Origin of the sequence: Mesorhizobium sp. LNJC394B00 (assembly GCF_000502555.1) — a bacterium.
In the GTDB taxonomy this organism is placed as follows: Bacteria; Pseudomonadota; Alphaproteobacteria; order Rhizobiales; family Rhizobiaceae; genus Mesorhizobium.
On record NZ_AYWH01000007.1, the window covers coordinates 82,672 to 98,143 of the forward strand.

Here is a 15,472-nt window from a genome sequence, read left to right on the forward strand (position 1 = left end):
AGCGATGGAGCATGAAGCGGTGAAAGGGCAGCCCACCGGCGCCGCGGTCCGAAGAAGACGCGGCGGCAGTTCGAAGACATTCTGGCGCAAGATCCGCGAGCCGTTGGCGCAGTCGCGAATCGTCAAGAGCATGATCGTCAGCCTGCTCGCCCAGTTCGTCCGCCTGGTGCGCCTGACCAACCGCGTGGTCGAAGGCTCGGCTAAATTTTCAGGCGGCGACTACGCCGAATTCGAACCCGGCATCATCGCGCTCTGGCATGGCCAGCATCTGCTGACCCCAGCCTATTATCCCAAGGGACGGCCGCTGGTCGCCATGGTCTCGCGCAGCGCCGACGCCGAACTCAACGCGCTGATGATCGAAAAATTCGGCATCGAGGCGGTGCGCGGCTCCGGCGGGCGTGAAAGCACGAAGCATCTCGACAAGGGCGGCGCCAAGGCGCTCATCGCCCTGAAAAAGTCACTCGTCGCCGGCAAGAACGTCGCCATGATCGCCGACATTCCCCACGGCACGCCGCGCGACGCGGGGCTTGGTATCGTTCTGCTGGCACGCCTTTCCGGCCGGCCGATCATGCCTGCCGCCATCGCCACCAGCCGCCGCAAGGTGCTGGAAAGGAGCTGGGACAAGACCACCATCAACCTGCCGTTCGGCCGCTCCTCGATCGTCATCGGAACGCCGGTTTTCGTGCCGGCCAATGCCGACGAGGCCGAAATGGAGCGCAAGCGCCAGGAAGTCACGGCCGCGCTCAATGCCGCAACCGCCGAGGCCTATCGGCTCGTGGACGGCAGGCCATGAGCGTCGGCTGGGCGCGCGCCTTCCTGGCGGCCTACCGCCTTGCCGGTGCAGCCGCCTATCCGCTGATGGGTCCCTATGTCGCCTGGCGCACATCGCAGGGCAAGGAAGACCGCAGCCGCAGCCGTGAGCGCTACGGCGTTGCCGGGCGGCCGCGCCCCGAAGGGCCGGTGATCTGGATCCATGCGGCAAGCGTCGGCGAGACCCTTGCGGTCGTGCCGCTGGTGCAAAGCATCCTCGACTACGGTGTCAACATCGTGCTGACGACGGGAACAGTGACCTCGGCGCAGGTTGCCGACGAACGGCTGGGCGACCGCATCATCCACCAATATGTTCCGCTCGACCTCAAGCCGGCCGTCAGCCGCTTTCTCGATCACTGGCGGCCGGACCTGGCTATCATCGCCGAATCCGAGATATGGCCGATGACGATCCTCGAGCTCGGCGCCCGCCACGTGCCGCAGGTGCTGGTCAACGGCCGGCTCTCCGACCGTTCGTTCAAATCCTGGAAGAAGCGCGCCAACATCGCCGAGGCGCTGTTCGAGAACCTTGCACATGTCGTTGCCCAGTCGGATGTCGACGGCGAACGGTTTCGCGCGCTTGGCGCCCGGCCGGTCACCGTGTCCGGCAACCTCAAGGTCGACACCTTGCCGCCGCCGGTCGACGAACGGGCGCTGGCGACGCTGAAGCGCCAGATCGCCGGCCGCCCGACCTGGGCGGCAATTTCGACCCATGACGGCGAGGAGGTGGTCGCGGCGGAAGTCCACGCCACGCTCTACAAGCGCCACCATGGCCTGCTGACGATTATCGTCCCGCGCCATCCCGACCGCGCCGAAGCGCTGGCCGCACAGATTTCCGGCATGGGCCTGAAGCTGGCGCGGCGCAGCAAGGGCGACCGGATCACCGCCGACACCGATATCCTCCTTGGCGATACGATCGGCGAGATGGGGCTTTATCTCCGGCTGACGGAAATCGCCTTTGTCGGCCGCTCGCTGACCTCGGAAGGCGGCCAGAATCCGCTGGAGCCGGCCATGCTCGACACCGCTGTGCTGGCCGGCCGCAACGTCCAGAATTTTCGCGAGGCCTATCAGCGCCTGCTCGACAGTGGCGGCGCCAAGCTGGTGCGCGACCGCGACATGCTGGCCGGCGCCGTCAATTTCCTGCTGAGCAATGAAGTTGCGCGCCATGAGATGATGGCGGCCGGTGCCGCCACAGTCGACCAGATGCGCGGTGCGCTGGCGCACACGCTGAAGTCGCTCGAGCCTTATATCCAGCCATTGATCGTCAAGTCGCGCCTGAAGGGCGCCGACGGGCGATAGGTGGCGTCGGAAGCACCACCTTTCTGGTGGGAAGCGCCGGACTGGCGGGTCTTTGCGCTGTCGCCGCTATCAGCGGTCTATGGCATGGTCGCCGGCCGCCATATGCATCGGGCGATACGTGAAAAGATCGACGCGCCAGTGCTTTGCGTCGGCAACTTCACCGTCGGCGGCAGCGGCAAGACGCCGATCGCCATCGCGCTGGCCAAGCAGGCCCGGCGCATGCAGCTCAATCCCGGATTCCTGTCGCGCGGCCATGGCGGCTCGTTCGCGCAGGCGCATGTCGTCGATGCCAGTCACGACGCTGCAAAGCATGTCGGCGACGAGCCGCTGCTTTTGGCCGAGCACGCGCCGGTTGCGGTGAGCCCCAACCGCGCTGCCGGCGCCAAGCTGCTCATGGAAGCCCATGGCTGCGATTTCCTGATCATGGATGACGGTTTTCAGAGCGCACGCATCCATATCGATTATGCGCTGGTCGTCGTCGACGCCCGTTACGGCATCGGCAACGGCCGGGTCATTCCGGGCGGTCCGCTGAGAGCCAACATCGTCGATCAGTTGGTGTTCACCGACGGGCTGTTGAAGATGGGCGAGGGCGCTGCCGCCGACCAGGTCGTGCGCCAAGCGGCGCGCGCCGGCCGGCCGATCTTCGAGGCGCATGCCGAGCCCGCGGCCAAGGAGCGGTTCGCCGGCCGGCGGTTCCTCGCCTTTGCCGGCATCGGCCACCCCGAAAAATTCTTCGACACGCTGCGCGGCACCGGTGCGGAAGTGGCGCTGAGCCGGTCGTTTCCGGACCATCACTTCTATGCCCCTGATGAACTCGCGGAACTGGCGGCAACCGCGCGCCGCGATGGACTGGGCCTCGTCACCACCGCCAAGGACGCCGCCCGGCTGCGCCACGGCGCTGCCCCGGCCGATTTCCTCGCTGAACTCGCCGTGCTGGAGATCGACGCCACGTTCGAACTCGACACTGTGCCGGAGCGCATCATCGACGAGACGCTGGATGCCTGGAGACAGCGCAAGCTGCGAGGGTAGGGCGTGCAGCGTCACGCGGAGATGCTGGCGGACAGCACCCCCCTCTGGCCTGCCGGCCATCTCCCCCGCAAGGAGGGAGATCAGCAGCTTTGCCAATGGCGCTCATTCTGCAACGCTGGTGATTTGGCGAAAGCAAAGATGATCATCCAATCTCCCCCGTTGCGGGGGAGATGTCCGGCAGGACAGAGGGGGGTGTGAAGGAACGCGACCAACGGCTCTGTGCGCGCCTTTAACCCCGGCTGCGCAGGTCCGGATGCATCTCGATCTCGCGGCGCAGCGAGGCGGCGGCGCTGACATAGGGCTCCTGCCTGGCGACGCTCCAATATTTGAGCTCGTCCAGCGGAATGCTCTCGCCGGTCACAGCGCAGCGCACGAATGCGCCGGGGCTGGTGACCTGGAAGTCGCCGTCGAGATAGCGGATCCGGGCTTCCTTGCCGCCAGGGCCTTCGAAGCGGTTCATCATGGGGTGGTGCCAGAGTTCATGCTGATTTCATCGCCATAAATTGCCGGCAAGGTCAAGCTTGACGCAATGCTGAGGCGCTATTGTCGGCTCCAAACCATTCTTATGGGACCGGCATGGACATTTCATCCGCCCGCCTGACTGCGCTGCTGCGCGAGGCCATGATATTGGCAGCGGTGCCGTCGGCGAAGGCCGATCCGGCGAAAGCAGCACTTATAAAGGCGCTGGTGCAGCCGCCGACGCCATCCGGTGCGCCTTTGCAGCCGGCAGCGGCGCCGGCGCTGCAGGCGCTGTTGTCCGCAGCCACCGCAAAGGGGCAGCAGACGGGTTCAGCCGAGATCCTGCAGGCCTATCTGGCCCTTGCCGAACCGGGTGACGCGGCGCCCGACGATTTCGGGCCGACAACGGCTGCGACAGGCAAGGCGACGCCAGCCAACGACGATGCACAGCGCGGTCTGCCGGTGCCGCCGGCCAGGGCCGATGATGGCGCTGCCGCAAAGCCGGCAGGACTGCCCTGGTTTGCGCTTCTCGCACCGGGGGTTTCGCCGCCGCGCCGCGCCTCCGCCACCGACGCGGCGGCGAAGCGGGGGCAGGCGATGTCTGGGTCGAATGACACGGTCCAGCCCGAAGGCCGGCAGCAGATGCGTGTCGGCCTGATGGCGCTGGCTGCCGGGTTTCTGGCCGTTGCCATTGTCGGGCTCGCCTTGCTGGTGCTTGGCTGAGCACCGAACGATCGCCGCTATCGCTCGGCTTCGAGGAATGCTTCCATCTTGTCCATCGCCAGCCCCGCCTCGACAGCGATACGGCGTGAAAGTTCGGCGGCAGCCGTGCGTGGCCGCCCCAGCGGCCGGTCGAGCCAGTACGACACCGGGTTCAGCGCCCTGCGCTCGTCGACGGCGACGATGCGGCCTGCCTCCAACTGGTGTCCGGTCAGCGGTGGCCGCGCCAGCGCGATGCCGAGCCCGTAAGCTGCGGCGTCGAGCACGAGATTGTAGTCCTCGAAGCGGCGATCCTGCGGGCGCGGGCGGTAGTCCATCCCTTGCGCGGCAAACCAGGCACGCCAGCCGGAGGCGTCGGAATCGTTGATCAGTGGAAACCTCAGCAGCCGGGCCGGGTCGCCGCGGCCGATCTCGCGGGCAAGGCCGGGCGCGGCGACGGGAAAGACATGTTCCTCGAACAGCTTCACCGAGATGCGGCCCGGAATGCCGCCGCGGCCGCAGCGGACCGACAGGTCGATGCCTTCATCGGCAAGGTCGGCCTGGCGGATGTCGACGTCGAGGACGATGCGCAGCTTGGTGGGATTGTTCTCCAGCGCCGCCATGCGTGGCATCAGCCACAGCCCGCTGACGGAGGGTATCGAGGTCAGCCGCACCACGGCGGTGCCGCGCGGCTCGACCCAGCGGTCGGAATGGCTGGAGATCAGCGCAAAGGCTTCCGCCGTGCGCAGATGCAGGCGGTTGCCCTCGATGGTCAGCGAGACGCCGCGCGCGCCGCGGTCGAACACTTTCAAGCCCAGCCAGTCCTCCAGCTTGGCGATCTGCCGGCTGACGGCGCCGTGGGTGATGTTGAGCTTCTCGGCCGCGGCCGAAAAGCTCCCCGTTCGCGCCGCCGCATCGAAGGCGCGCAGGGTCTCGAGCGGCACCATTGTGTCTGAGCTGTGATCCATAGTCACAGGTGATCCTCGATTTGATCGTTTGTCAACGGCGCCGAAAAGGCGCTTTCTGCCTTTCAACTCTGGGAACCCGAGGACAGGCAGATGAGCGCAACGACTAGCACGTCGAATCCGACACAGCGGATGGACACCACGGCGGCCATCGCCGTGGCGTTGACGGTGGTCGGCTGGGCCTCGGCCTTTCCGGCGATCCGTGCCGGCCTCGCCGCTTTCGGGCCGCTGGAACTCGGTGCGCTGCGCTTTGCCATTGCCGCGGTGCCGGCGGCGATCTTTCTTGCCGTCAAGCGCCCGGCGCTGCCGAGGCTCGACGAAGTGTGGCGCCTGGTCTTTGGCGGCGCCATCTTCGTCGCGCTCTACACTGTCATGCTCAATTTCGGCGAACTGACCGTGTCGGCGGGTGCCGCCGGTTTCATCATCAATGTCAGTCCGGTCTTCACCGCCATCATGGCAATGGCATTGCTGGGCGAGCGCTTCTCAAGCTGGGCCTGGTTCGGCACGGCGATTTCTTTCGCCGGCATCGGCATCATCGCCGTGGCCGACGGCAATGGCTTGAGTTTCGACACCGGCGCGCTGCTGGTTCTTGGCTCCGCGCTGTGCTCGGCCGTCAACACGATCGTCCAGAAGCCGCTCTTTGCCCGCCATCACCCGCTGACCATTTCGGCCTCCAACATGATCCTTGGCGCGCTTTGCCTGGCACCCTTTCTGCCAAGCGGCTTTGCGCAGGCCGCGGCCGCCAACACGGCCGGTATCGGCGCCGTGATCTTTCTTGGCATCGTGCCCAGCCTGATCGCCTATGCCGCATGGGCAACCGCACTGTCGCGCCTCCCGGCAGCGCGCGCGTCGAACTTCCTCTATCTGGTCTCGCCCATGTCGGCCCTGATCGGCTTCTTCTGGCTGGGCGAAGTGCCGACGCTACTTGGTATCCTCGGCGGCGCACTGGCGCTGGGCGGCGTGATCGTGGTGAATTTAAAGCGTTAAAACAAATGATTTGAGCTGTTTTCGGACTCAAACCGGGAACCGCTTCCATCAGAATGCAGACACCCAGAGGAAGGACAGCTATGGTACGCTGCCTTCACTGGGGGACGGAATGGCAAGACTGTTCATATCGGCAATTTTTTTGCGTTTTGCTGCTGACCGGGAAAGCCGCCGCGGGCTGGTATCAGGTCGAAAACTACGAAGGCTCCATCGGACCTAACCCCGTCCACCTATCGCTGCAGAGATATGACAGTTTCGGCAGCGGGATTACGGTCGAGGGGAGCTATTTCCACGACGCGAAGCAAAGCCCGATAGCGGTGTACGGCAAGATCAGTGGCACCAGCGTCTTCCTTTGCGAGATTGCGGACGACAGGGAGTTCGACCGGGTGCTGGTCATGGGATCGAAAACGCCCGTTGGCACCGCCGGATGTCCGTTTTCTCTCGACCTTGGCGAAAGCGGCGCAACAGGGACTTGGAGCAAGGGCTCGGACAAGTTCCCGATCACGCTGAAGAAGGTCGCAAGCCTCGACGATACCGGTGAGGCGAAGGTTGACGGCACCGTCGAGATTCCCTTCTGGGCGCAGACAGCCACCCACAGATTTGCCGGGGTCTACGAGAAAGCGGGCTTTCTCGTCTGCATGAATAAGCTGCGGGTCATCGATAAGAAGAAAAAGAAGGTCGTTCAGGAGATCGCTTTCGATGACGACGATTGTGATGCCGGCATGCTGATGACTCCCATCTACATGAATGTTCAAAAACAGGTTGGGAGAAGCTTCGAGATAATCTCCGTGAATTTTCGCGGCGGTGGCGCCGGTTACTCAAGGGATTACGTTTTCTCTCATAGGTTCAAGGATTATCGCCTGTTGGTGAATTGAGCGTGTGGCCTGACCTGGCTTGTGCTCACCGCCTTCCGAACAACCGCTCGATATCGGCGAGCTTGAGTTCGATATAGGTCGGGCGGCCGTGGTTGCAGGTGCCGGAGCCGGGAGTCGCCTCCATCTGTCGCAGCAGTGCGTTCATCTCCTCGGGTTTGAGCAGCCGGCCGGAGCGCACCGAGCCATGGCAGGCCATGGTGGCGGCGATCTTGTCCAGCCGCTCTTTCAGCGTCTCGACGGTATCGTTGTCGGCGATCTCATCGGCAAGGTCGCGCACCAATTGCTGGACATTGGTTTCGCCGAGCATGGACGGCGTCTCACGCACCGCCACCGCACCGGGGCCGAAACGCTCGATGCCGAGGCCGAACCGGGCCAGCGTTTCGGAATGCATGGCCAGCCGCTCGGCGTCCTCCTCCGGCAGGTCGACGATCTCCGGCAGAAGCAGCATCTGCGAGGGCACCGCGCGCGAGTGCAGGGCATTCTTCAGCGCCTCGTAGACCAGCCGCTCATGCGCCGCGTGCTGGTCGACGATGACAAGCGAATCCCTGGTCTGGGCGACGATGTAGTTCTCGTGGACCTGCGCGCGGGCGGCGCCCAGCGCGGTGCCGAGCAGCGTCTCGGCCGGCTCGGCTAAGCCGGCACGCGCATCGGCGCTGGCGAGCGGACCGGCGTCGAATGCAGCCTGGTCGTTTTCGCGGAAGCCGGCGCCGTCAAATCCCATATCCAGCGGCCGCTGTGGCGAGCGGTCAAAGCCCGAAAAGCCCGAGGCCCGGTAGGCCGCGTCATAACTGCGATGACCGTTGGCAGGACCCGCATGGGCGTAGGAGGCGGCTCCCGGCCGGAACGCCGCCACCATCCCGGCGGCCCCGCTGGTGGCGGCGCGGATGCCGGCATTGGCCAGCGCCTCGCGAATGGCGCCGACGATCAGCCCGCGCACCAGGCCGGGGTCGCGAAAGCGCACATCGGCCTTGGCCGGGTGGACGTTGACGTCGACGGTCGCCGGATCGAGCGTCAGGAACAGCACGGTCACCGCGTGCCGGTCGCGCGGCAGCACATCGGCGAAAGCGCCGCGAATGGCGCCGGCAATCAGCTTGTCGCGCACCGGACGGCCGTTGACATAGGCATATTGCTGCAGCGCGTTGGCGCGGGTGAAGGACGGGATCGAGACGTGGCCGGTCAGGTGCACGCCGTCCCGGCTGGCGTCGATAGCGATGGAATTGTCGGGAAACTCGGCGCCCATCACCTGGGCGACGCGGCGCAGGCTGCCCTCGGTACTGTCATCGGTCGCCGGCAATTCCAGCGTCGAGCGGTCCGAGCCGGCCAGCGTGAAGCGCACGGCGGGGAAGGCGATGGCGATGCGCTTGACCACGTCGCTGGTGGCCGAGCTTTCGGCCCGCTCGCCCTTCATGAATTTGAGCCGCGCCGGCGTGGCAAAGAACAGGTCGCGCACCTCGACCGTTGTGCCGCGATTGGCCGCCGCCGGTTTGACCGCCGAAACGCGGCCGCCTTCGATGGCGATCTCGGCGGCAGCGTCGCCTGCGGTCGTGCGCGAACGGATCGACAGCCGCGCCACCGAACCGATCGACGGCAGCGCCTCGCCACGGAAGCCGAGCGAGCGGATATCATGAATGTTGTCGGCAAGTTTCGAGGTGCAGTGGCGCGCAATGGCCAGCGCCAGTTCCTGTTCGGGGATACCGGAGCCGTCATCGGTGACGCGGATCAGGTTCAGCCCGCCGCCGGCAGTGACGACCTCGACGCGGGAGGCGCCGGCGTCGAGCGCGTTTTCGACCAGTTCCTTCACCACGCTCGCCGGACGCTCGATGACTTCGCCGGCGGCGATCTGGTTGATCATCGTTTCGGAAAGCTGGCGAATGGGCATGGGGGTATTATAGGCGGATTCGAAGGGTGTGCGGAAGGCTTCAATGAATGCCGGACATTGGAGACGCCAGCGGGACAGCACCCCCCTCTGGCCTGCCGGCCATCTCCCCCGCAAGGAGGGAGATCAGATGTCACGACGGCTTTCGCCAATCTCCAATGCTTGAAGGGTGACGCGACATATGAACTGCCAATCTCCCCCCTTGCGGGGGAGATGTCCGGCAGGACAGAGGGGGGTGTGAAGGAACTCCGCGATAGTGACTACGCTGCAACCGATTTCAAGCCTGCGCCGCCAGCCAGTCCCTGACTTTCCGCGCATTCTCGCTCAACTCCCGGTTCTTCGGCCAAACCACATAGAACGCCTTGCCGGTTCTCAGCACATGGTCGGTCACCGGCACCAGCAGCCCCGACGCCAGGAGCCGTTCGGCCAGATGCCGCCAGCCGAGCGCGATGCCCTGGCCCTCCATGACGCCCTGGATCACGAGGCCGTAATCGTTGATGCGCAGGCCGCGCGCGGTGTTGTCGAGCCTGCCGCCCGCAGACTGGAACCATTCGTCCCAGCTAGCCGCCTCGCGGTAGGGCTCCTCGAGGTGGATCAGGCGATGCGTCGCCAGCTCCGCGACGCTCCTTGGCATGCCGAATTTCGCGAGATAGCTGGCGCCAACCACCGGAAAAATCTCCTCGTCGGCCAGCGGCAGCGAATGATAATCGGCCCAGTCGCGCGGTTCGCCGCCGCGAACGGCGAGCGGGATGCCCTCGGCGATGATGTCGAGATCACGGTCGGCGGTCTGGATGCGCAAGTCGATGCCCGGCAGTTCATCGCGGAACTGCTGCAGGCGCGGCATCATCCAGAACGAGCCGAAGGCGGTCGACGCCGCCAGCGTGACATGGCCGCCGCTCGCCTGCAGGCGCAGATCCTCGGCCGATTTGCGGATATGCGACAGACCGAGCGAGACGTCGGCATGGAAGCGTTCGCCCGCTTCTGTCAGGACGACCTGGCGGTGGCGGCGCTGGAACAGCTGCGCGCTAAGCTGTTCCTCCAACCCGCGCACCGCATAAGAGACGGCGGCCTGCGTCATGCCGAGCTCGCGCCCGGCAGCGGTGAAGCTCGACAGCCGGCCCGCCGCCTCGAAGACGATCAGGCTGCCGGCCGAGGGCAGGAGGTGGCGCAGGCTACGCATAAGCTGAGCTTATACAAGAGATCAGGATTTTCCAGCATCACATCCATATTTCCTCTCGCTAACTTGGTTGGACGGAATGAGGAGGCTCCATGAACGCACCGGCCACTGAACTGACCGAGCAAACCCACCGCCGCGGCGGCGGTCGCCTCGGACGCAAGGCGCTGAGGAGCGCCCCCGTCACCTCGTTCCCGACGCTGGTCCGCGAGATCCCCACCTACCAGATGGTCCCGGACGAGGCGGTGGAACTGATCCACCAGGAGTCACTCGCCATCCTCGAAGAGGTCGGTTGCGAGTTCCGCGACGACGAGGCGATCGCCATGTGGAAGGCGGCGGGCGCCGACGTGTCCGAGACACGCGTCCGCATCGACCGCGGCCTGCTGATGGAACTGGTCGCGAAGGTTCCGTCCGAATTCACCCTCAATGCGCGTAATCCCGAGCGCACCGTGCGCGTCGGCGGCAAGAACTCCATCTTCGCGCCGATGTATGGCGCGCCTTACGTGCGCGACCTCGACAACAACCGGCGTTATGGCACGCTTGAAGACCTCAACAATTTCCACAAGCTCGCCTACATGGCCCCGGCGCTGCATTCGTCGAGTTCGATCATCTGCGAGCCGATGGAGATCGCGGTGCCGAAACGGCATCTCCACATCATCCATTCGGCGCTGAAGCATTCCGACAAGCCGTTCATGGGCATCGTTACTTCCAAAGACCGCGCCGAAGACACGATGGCGATGGCGGGCATCGTCTTTGGCGAAGATTTCGTTCGCGACAACCCGGTGCTGGTGTCGATTACCAACTGCAACTCGCCGCTGGTGTGGGACGCCACCATGCTGGACGCGATGAAGGTCTATGCGCGCAGCAATCAGCCGCTGATCCTGGCTCCCTTTGCGCTGTGCGGCGCATCGACTTCGGCCTCGGCCGTCGGCGCGGTGGCGCAGGTCAATGCCGAAGCACTGGCCGGCGTCGCTTTCACCCAACTGCTGCGCCCGGGTTCGCCGCAAATCTACGGCCAGTTCATGGTGACGGTCGACATGAAGACCGGCGCGCCGATGGGCGGCACGCCGGAAGCCGCCCAGATGATGTATCTGATGGGCGCGCTGGCGCGGAAATACAAACTGCCCTGGCGAACCTCCGGCTTCCATGTCGGCTCCAAGCTCAACGACGCCCAGGCCGGCTATGAATCCAACATGCTGATGCATGCCGCCATCCTCGCCGGCGCCAATTATATCTGGCACTCCGCCGGCTGGTTGGAGGCCGGGCTGACCTGCGGCTATTCGAAATTCGCCACCGACTGCGAGCAGCTTGTCGGCTGGTATAAATATGCCGGCGGCCTGCCGTTCGACGATTTCAAGGAGGCCATGGCGGCGATCCGCGAAGTCGGGCCGCAGGGCCATTTCCTCGGCACCCAGCACACGCTCGATCATTACGAGTCGGCATTCTTCATGCCCACCATCATGGATTTCAACTCCTACGAACAATGGAAGGCTGGAGGGGCGAAGGACCACGACACGCGCGGCCGCGAGAAAGCCCGCAACATGCTGGCCGACTATGAAGAGCCGAAACTCGATGAGGGCATTGCCGAGGGCCTCAGGGACTTTATCGCGCAGCGCGAAGAGAGGCTGCCCGACAGCGTTAGCTAAGAGAACGACGAATGAGTTGATAACGGGCGAAGACCCGATGGGAACCGCAAGGGAGAGAGACATGACAGTTTTCAAAAGCAATGGCGATCGCGTGCCAACGGCCATCGAGGCGATGGCGCAAGAGACGCGTGCTGGCCGTATGGACCGGCGCGAGTTTCTTGCATTGGCAAGTGCGTTCGGCGCATCGACGGCGCTGGCCTACGGCATGATCGGCCTTGCCGCGCCGGGACAGGCTTTTGCCGAGGAGCCGAAGAAGGGCGGCACGCTGCACATATCGATGTCGGTCAAGGCCCAAAAAGATCCGCGCACCTATGACTGGGTGGAACTCGCCAACATCTCGCGCTGCTGGCTGGAGCCGCTGGTCCGCTACACCAGGGAATTCACCTTCGAGCCAGTGCTGCTCGAAAGCTGGGACATCAATGACGACGCCACGGAATACACGTTGCATGTGCGCAAGGGCATCACCTGGAACAATGGCGATGCTTTCAACGCCGATGACGTGGTCTTCAATGTTACCCGCTGGTGCGAGAAGAAGGTCGCCGGCAACTCCATGGCCGCTCGCGTCGGCGGGCTGATCGACGAAAAGTCGGGCAAGGCCAGGGAAGGCGCGATCGCCAAGGTCGACGACAATACGGTCAAGCTGACGCTCAGCGCGCCCGACATTTCGCTGATCCCGAACCTCACCGATTATCCCGCGCTCGTCGTCCACCGCAATTTCGACGCCGAAGGCGCCGACCCGGTCAAGAAGCCGATCGGCACGGGCCCGTTCGAACTGGTCTCCTACGATGTCGGCCAGAAGGCGGTGGTCAAGCGTCGTGAAAACGGCAAGTGGTGGGGTGGTGAAGCGCCGCTCGACAGCGTCGAGTTCATCGACTACGGCACCGACTTCAACGCTTCGATCAACGCCTTCGAATCCGGCGAGATAGACCTCAATTTCGAGACGCCGGCCGACTTCATCGACATCCTGGATAAGATGGGGCTGGAGAAGTCCGAGGTTGCGACGGCAACCACGCTGGTTGCCCGCACGAACGTTACCCACAAGCCCTACGACGACCAGCGGGTGCGCAACGCGCTGCAGATGGCGGTCGACAACAATGCGGTGCTGGAACTCGGCTATGCCGGGCGAGGGACGGTCGGTGAAAACCACCATGTCAGCCCTATCCATCCTGAATATTTCGCGCTGCCCAAGAAGACGCGCGACGCGGCCGGCGCCAAGAAACTGATGGCCGACGCTGGGCAGGCCGATTTCGAGCACGAGCTGATCACCGTCGAGGACGATTGGCAGAAGAACACCGGCGACGCGATTGCCGGCCAACTGCGCGACGCCGGCATCAAGGTCAAGCGCACGGTGCTGCCGGGCTCGACCTTCTGGAACGACTGGACGAAATATCCCTATTCGATGACCATCTGGTACATGCGCCCGCTTGGCGTCCAGGTCCTGGCGCTTGGTTATCGCACCGGCGAGGCCTGGAATGAATCGGCCTATTCCAACCCGGACTTCGACGCCAAGCTGAAGCAGGCGCTGTCGCTGATCGACGTGGAGAAGCGGCGTGAGGTGATGAAGGATGTCGAGCAGATCCTGCAGGATTCCGGCGTCATCATTCAACCCTTCTGGCAGAAGCTCTACAGCCACATGAACAAGAAGGTGAAAAACTACGGCGTCCACCAGACCTTCGAGATGGACCTGCAGAACGTCTGGCTGGATGGCTGAGACGGTGCAGCCGGGGCTTCATGAGCCGCAAAAAAGCCGATATGCAGGATGTCTGGTATTGCCGCCTTGCCGCCAAACTTCCGGAGATCCTGCATGAAACCGATAGTGCTTGCCGCTGTCTTTTCGATTGCCTTGCCAGCGACGGTGCTGGCCGGGCCGGCTTCCAACGCCGTGAAGTTCTTTTATGTGCCCCAGGTGAAATTCGAGGGAGATGCAAAGTACCGCGACCGCTTCACCGAGCCGGTGACCAAGCTGTTCGATCTCAACGACCAGGCAACGAAGAACAAGCCCGACGAAGTCGCCTGCCTCGACTTCGATCCCGGCCTCGACGCCCAGGATTTCGACCAGAAGTCGATTGCCAAGACATTGAAGCTGGCCGAGACCGTCAATGGCGATACGGCCGAAGTCACCGCCACCTTCAGCCTTTTTGCGGAAGGCGATGATTCTAAACGCGAAATGCTGTGGTCGCTGAAGCAAATCGACGGCAAATGGAAGGTCGCCGACATCACCTCCAAGACCAGCAACTGGACGCTAAGCGCGCTGGAATGCATGCCCGACAAAGCGCCGGAGTGATCCCGTGCTCCGGCGTCTTGCCCTGGTGCTGTCGCCCATGTGCGTGCTGGCGGTGGGTATGAGCGCAGCCGCAGCACAAGGCCTGTTGGGCCCGCCGCCAGCCAATGCGCCGGCCGTGGCGGCACCGGCCGGCGCAGCACCGCCCGCAAATCCACCCGGGACAGCGGTGGAACCGGCGACACCGCCGGTTGGGTGGCCGCCGGCCGACGCCGCACGGGCCGCACCCATTCTGCCGGGATCCCCGACGGCGGTGGTGCGGCCATTTTACGATCAGGTGGGACTGGAGCTCGATCCGACCCAGCGCAAAAACTTCGTCGACCCGGCCAAGACCGTACTCGACAAGAGCGACGCGTTGCGCAAATCCGGGCAGGGCGAATGCCTCGACCCCAACATGGCGCTCGACAATGGCGCCTATGACAAGGCCGAGATCGATAAGAGCCTGAAGACGCTCGAAGCGATCAATGGCGACCAGGCCAAGGTCATTGTCGCCTTCGTCGTCGCCGGCAACCCGCATCGCCTTGAATGGAAATTCAGGAAAGTCGACGGCGACTGGAAGATATCCGATCTGCTTTCGGTGACCGGTGAATGGGCGCTCAGCCAGTATCAGTGCGAATAATGTTGATTGAGGGTCAGCGCCTGCGATCCTTCGCGCCCCCCTCTGTCCTGCCGGACATCTCCCCCACGGGTGGGGAGATCAGCAGTTCCAGCGTCTCGCCCGCTTCGCAAGATTTGAGATTAGCGAAAGCCTATGTGGCGGCCAATCTCCCCCCGTGTGCGGGAGATGTCCGGCAGGACAGAGGGGGGCGCTGTCCCGCTAAAGGTCCGCAAAATAGCTTCAGCCCCTTCCGCGATAGGGGGCAACGCCGGTGTCGGGCAACCAGGCGCCTTCGGGCGGAGCGCCGGTCTGCCAGAAGACATCGATCGGAATGCCGCCGCGCGGATACCAATAGCCGCCTATGCGCAACCACAGCGGCTTCGTTGCCGCCACAATGCGGCGGCCGATCATCACCGTGCAGTCTTCATGGAAAGCGCCATGGTTGCGAAACGAGGTCATGAACAGTTTGAGCGACTTCGATTCCACGAGCGTGGCATCGGGTGCGTAGTCGATGACGATATGAGCGAAATCCGGCTGTCCGGTTACCGGGCAGAGCGAGGTGAATTCCGGGCAGGTGAAGCGCACGATCGCCGGCGGTCCGTCGCCGCGCTGGAACGGCACGGTCTCCAGGACCGCGGTCTCCGGGCTCTGTGGCGTCTCGACGTGGGCGCCGAGCTGGGTGAGGGTTTTGGTATCGATCATCGTGGTTTTCCTGGGGATTTTCCGCGCTCATTAGCATCGGATCAAAAAGTGTGCAGCGATTTTCGGATAAATTCGATG

At 64.2% G+C, this 15,472-nt stretch carries 15 protein-coding genes; 10 read left to right on the top strand and 5 right to left on the bottom strand.

The annotated features are described in order from the left end of the window. The first annotated feature begins 4 nt into the window (after positions 1-4). Genes X751_RS143085 through lpxK form a run of 3 tightly spaced genes read left to right on the top strand, consistent with a single transcriptional unit; the run spans position 5 to position 3,135 of the window. Entirely contained in the window at positions 5-793 is a 789-nt protein-coding gene (locus X751_RS143085) for a lysophospholipid acyltransferase family protein (RefSeq protein ID WP_023682942.1), read from the top strand. Then, positions 790-2,106 carry a lipid IV(A) 3-deoxy-D-manno-octulosonic acid transferase gene (waaA, locus tag X751_RS143080; RefSeq protein ID WP_023671577.1) on the top strand — a complete coding sequence of 439 codons (1,317 nt, stop codon included), beginning with the start codon at positions 790-792 and terminating at the stop codon, positions 2,104-2,106. Before X751_RS143085 ends, waaA begins: the two co-directional genes overlap by 4 nt. Next, a complete protein-coding gene (gene lpxK, locus X751_RS143075; protein ID WP_031247167.1) occupies positions 2,107-3,135 on the top strand; it encodes a tetraacyldisaccharide 4'-kinase in 1,029 nt (342 codons plus the stop codon). Positions 3,136-3,364: 229 nt separating this feature from the next. Here the strand turns inward: lpxK and X751_RS143070 are convergent, their stop codons facing one another. Then, entirely contained in the window at positions 3,365-3,598 is a 234-nt protein-coding gene (locus X751_RS143070; RefSeq protein WP_023694434.1) for a DUF2093 domain-containing protein, read from the bottom strand. A 113-nt stretch (positions 3,599-3,711) separates the two neighbouring features. Between X751_RS143070 and X751_RS143065 the strand changes: the two genes are divergently transcribed. After that, positions 3,712-4,317 (top strand): hypothetical protein, encoded by a 606-nt coding sequence (locus tag X751_RS143065; protein ID WP_023745489.1) that lies wholly within the window; start codon positions 3,712-3,714, stop codon positions 4,315-4,317. Between the two features lie 17 nt (positions 4,318-4,334). Here the strand turns inward: X751_RS143065 and X751_RS143060 are convergent, their stop codons facing one another. After that, positions 4,335-5,261: a LysR family transcriptional regulator gene (locus X751_RS143060; RefSeq protein ID WP_023724839.1), complete on the bottom strand. Its 927-nt coding sequence runs from the start codon at positions 5,259-5,261 to the stop codon at positions 4,335-4,337. A gap of 90 nt (positions 5,262-5,351) precedes the next feature. Between X751_RS143060 and X751_RS143055 the strand changes: the two genes are divergently transcribed. Further along, positions 5,352-6,245 carry a DMT family transporter gene (locus X751_RS143055; protein ID WP_023724840.1) on the top strand — a complete coding sequence of 298 codons (894 nt, stop codon included), beginning with the start codon at positions 5,352-5,354 and terminating at the stop codon, positions 6,243-6,245. An 80-nt stretch (positions 6,246-6,325) separates the two neighbouring features. Further along, positions 6,326-7,117 (top strand): hypothetical protein, encoded by a 792-nt coding sequence (locus X751_RS0133835; protein ID WP_156936402.1) that lies wholly within the window; start codon positions 6,326-6,328, stop codon positions 7,115-7,117. A gap of 25 nt (positions 7,118-7,142) precedes the next feature. Here X751_RS0133835 and mutL read toward each other — a convergent pair whose 3' ends face one another. Together mutL and X751_RS143045 are read right to left on the bottom strand one after the other, a co-directional pair. Beyond that, complete coding sequence (gene mutL, locus X751_RS143050; RefSeq protein ID WP_023745493.1) at positions 7,143-8,996, bottom strand: DNA mismatch repair endonuclease MutL; 1,854 nt, start codon at positions 8,994-8,996, stop codon at positions 7,143-7,145. Between the two features lie 274 nt (positions 8,997-9,270). Then, positions 9,271-10,173, bottom strand: coding sequence for a LysR substrate-binding domain-containing protein (locus X751_RS143045; protein ID WP_023671586.1), 903 nt, complete (start codon positions 10,171-10,173; stop codon positions 9,271-9,273). 89 nt (positions 10,174-10,262) lie between these two features. Here X751_RS143045 and X751_RS143040 point away from each other — a divergent pair, with 89 nt between their 5' ends. The 4 genes from X751_RS143040 to X751_RS143025 all read left to right on the top strand — a co-directional run bounded on the left by X751_RS143040 (position 10,263) and on the right by X751_RS143025 (position 14,713). Continuing rightward, complete coding sequence (locus X751_RS143040; protein WP_023694427.1) at positions 10,263-11,813, top strand: trimethylamine methyltransferase family protein; 1,551 nt, start codon at positions 10,263-10,265, stop codon at positions 11,811-11,813. A 61-nt stretch (positions 11,814-11,874) separates the two neighbouring features. Further along, positions 11,875-13,524 carry an ABC transporter substrate-binding protein gene (locus X751_RS143035; RefSeq protein WP_023698003.1) on the top strand — a complete coding sequence of 550 codons (1,650 nt, stop codon included), beginning with the start codon at positions 11,875-11,877 and terminating at the stop codon, positions 13,522-13,524. 93 nt (positions 13,525-13,617) lie between these two features. Beyond that, positions 13,618-14,097 carry a DUF3828 domain-containing protein gene (locus X751_RS143030; RefSeq protein WP_023745494.1) on the top strand — a complete coding sequence of 160 codons (480 nt, stop codon included), beginning with the start codon at positions 13,618-13,620 and terminating at the stop codon, positions 14,095-14,097. A gap of 4 nt (positions 14,098-14,101) precedes the next feature. After that, the gene (locus tag X751_RS143025; RefSeq protein WP_031247168.1) at positions 14,102-14,713 is read left to right on the top strand and encodes a hypothetical protein; all 612 of its coding nucleotides are present in this window, start codon (positions 14,102-14,104) and stop codon (positions 14,711-14,713) included. A 219-nt stretch (positions 14,714-14,932) separates the two neighbouring features. Here X751_RS143025 and queF read toward each other — a convergent pair whose 3' ends face one another. Then, the gene (gene queF, locus X751_RS143020; protein WP_023682931.1) at positions 14,933-15,394 is read right to left on the bottom strand and encodes a preQ(1) synthase; all 462 of its coding nucleotides are present in this window, start codon (positions 15,392-15,394) and stop codon (positions 14,933-14,935) included. Positions 15,395-15,472: the final 78 nt, after the last annotated feature.

Excerpts from the sequence above, each read along its gene's own strand:
- X751_RS143085 (WP_023682942.1), top strand. The coding sequence starts at position 5 with ATGGAGCATGAAGCGGTGAAAGGGCAGCCCACCGGCGCCGCGGTCCGA.
- waaA (WP_023671577.1), top strand. The coding sequence starts at position 790 with ATGAGCGTCGGCTGGGCGCGCGCCTTCCTGGCGGCCTACCGCCTTGCC.
- X751_RS143070 (WP_023694434.1), bottom strand. The coding sequence starts at position 3,598 with ATGATGAACCGCTTCGAAGGCCCTGGCGGCAAGGAAGCCCGGATCCGC.
- X751_RS143065 (WP_023745489.1), top strand. The coding sequence starts at position 3,712 with ATGGACATTTCATCCGCCCGCCTGACTGCGCTGCTGCGCGAGGCCATG.
- X751_RS143060 (WP_023724839.1), bottom strand. The coding sequence starts at position 5,261 with ATGGATCACAGCTCAGACACAATGGTGCCGCTCGAGACCCTGCGCGCC.
- X751_RS143055 (WP_023724840.1), top strand. The coding sequence starts at position 5,352 with ATGAGCGCAACGACTAGCACGTCGAATCCGACACAGCGGATGGACACC.
- X751_RS0133835 (WP_156936402.1), top strand. The coding sequence starts at position 6,326 with ATGGTACGCTGCCTTCACTGGGGGACGGAATGGCAAGACTGTTCATAT.
- mutL (WP_023745493.1), bottom strand. The coding sequence starts at position 8,996 with ATGCCCATTCGCCAGCTTTCCGAAACGATGATCAACCAGATCGCCGCC.
- X751_RS143045 (WP_023671586.1), bottom strand. The coding sequence starts at position 10,173 with ATGCGTAGCCTGCGCCACCTCCTGCCCTCGGCCGGCAGCCTGATCGTC.
- X751_RS143040 (WP_023694427.1), top strand. The coding sequence starts at position 10,263 with ATGAACGCACCGGCCACTGAACTGACCGAGCAAACCCACCGCCGCGGC.
- X751_RS143035 (WP_023698003.1), top strand. The coding sequence starts at position 11,875 with ATGACAGTTTTCAAAAGCAATGGCGATCGCGTGCCAACGGCCATCGAG.
- X751_RS143030 (WP_023745494.1), top strand. The coding sequence starts at position 13,618 with ATGAAACCGATAGTGCTTGCCGCTGTCTTTTCGATTGCCTTGCCAGCG.
- queF (WP_023682931.1), bottom strand. The coding sequence starts at position 15,394 with ATGATCGATACCAAAACCCTCACCCAGCTCGGCGCCCACGTCGAGACG.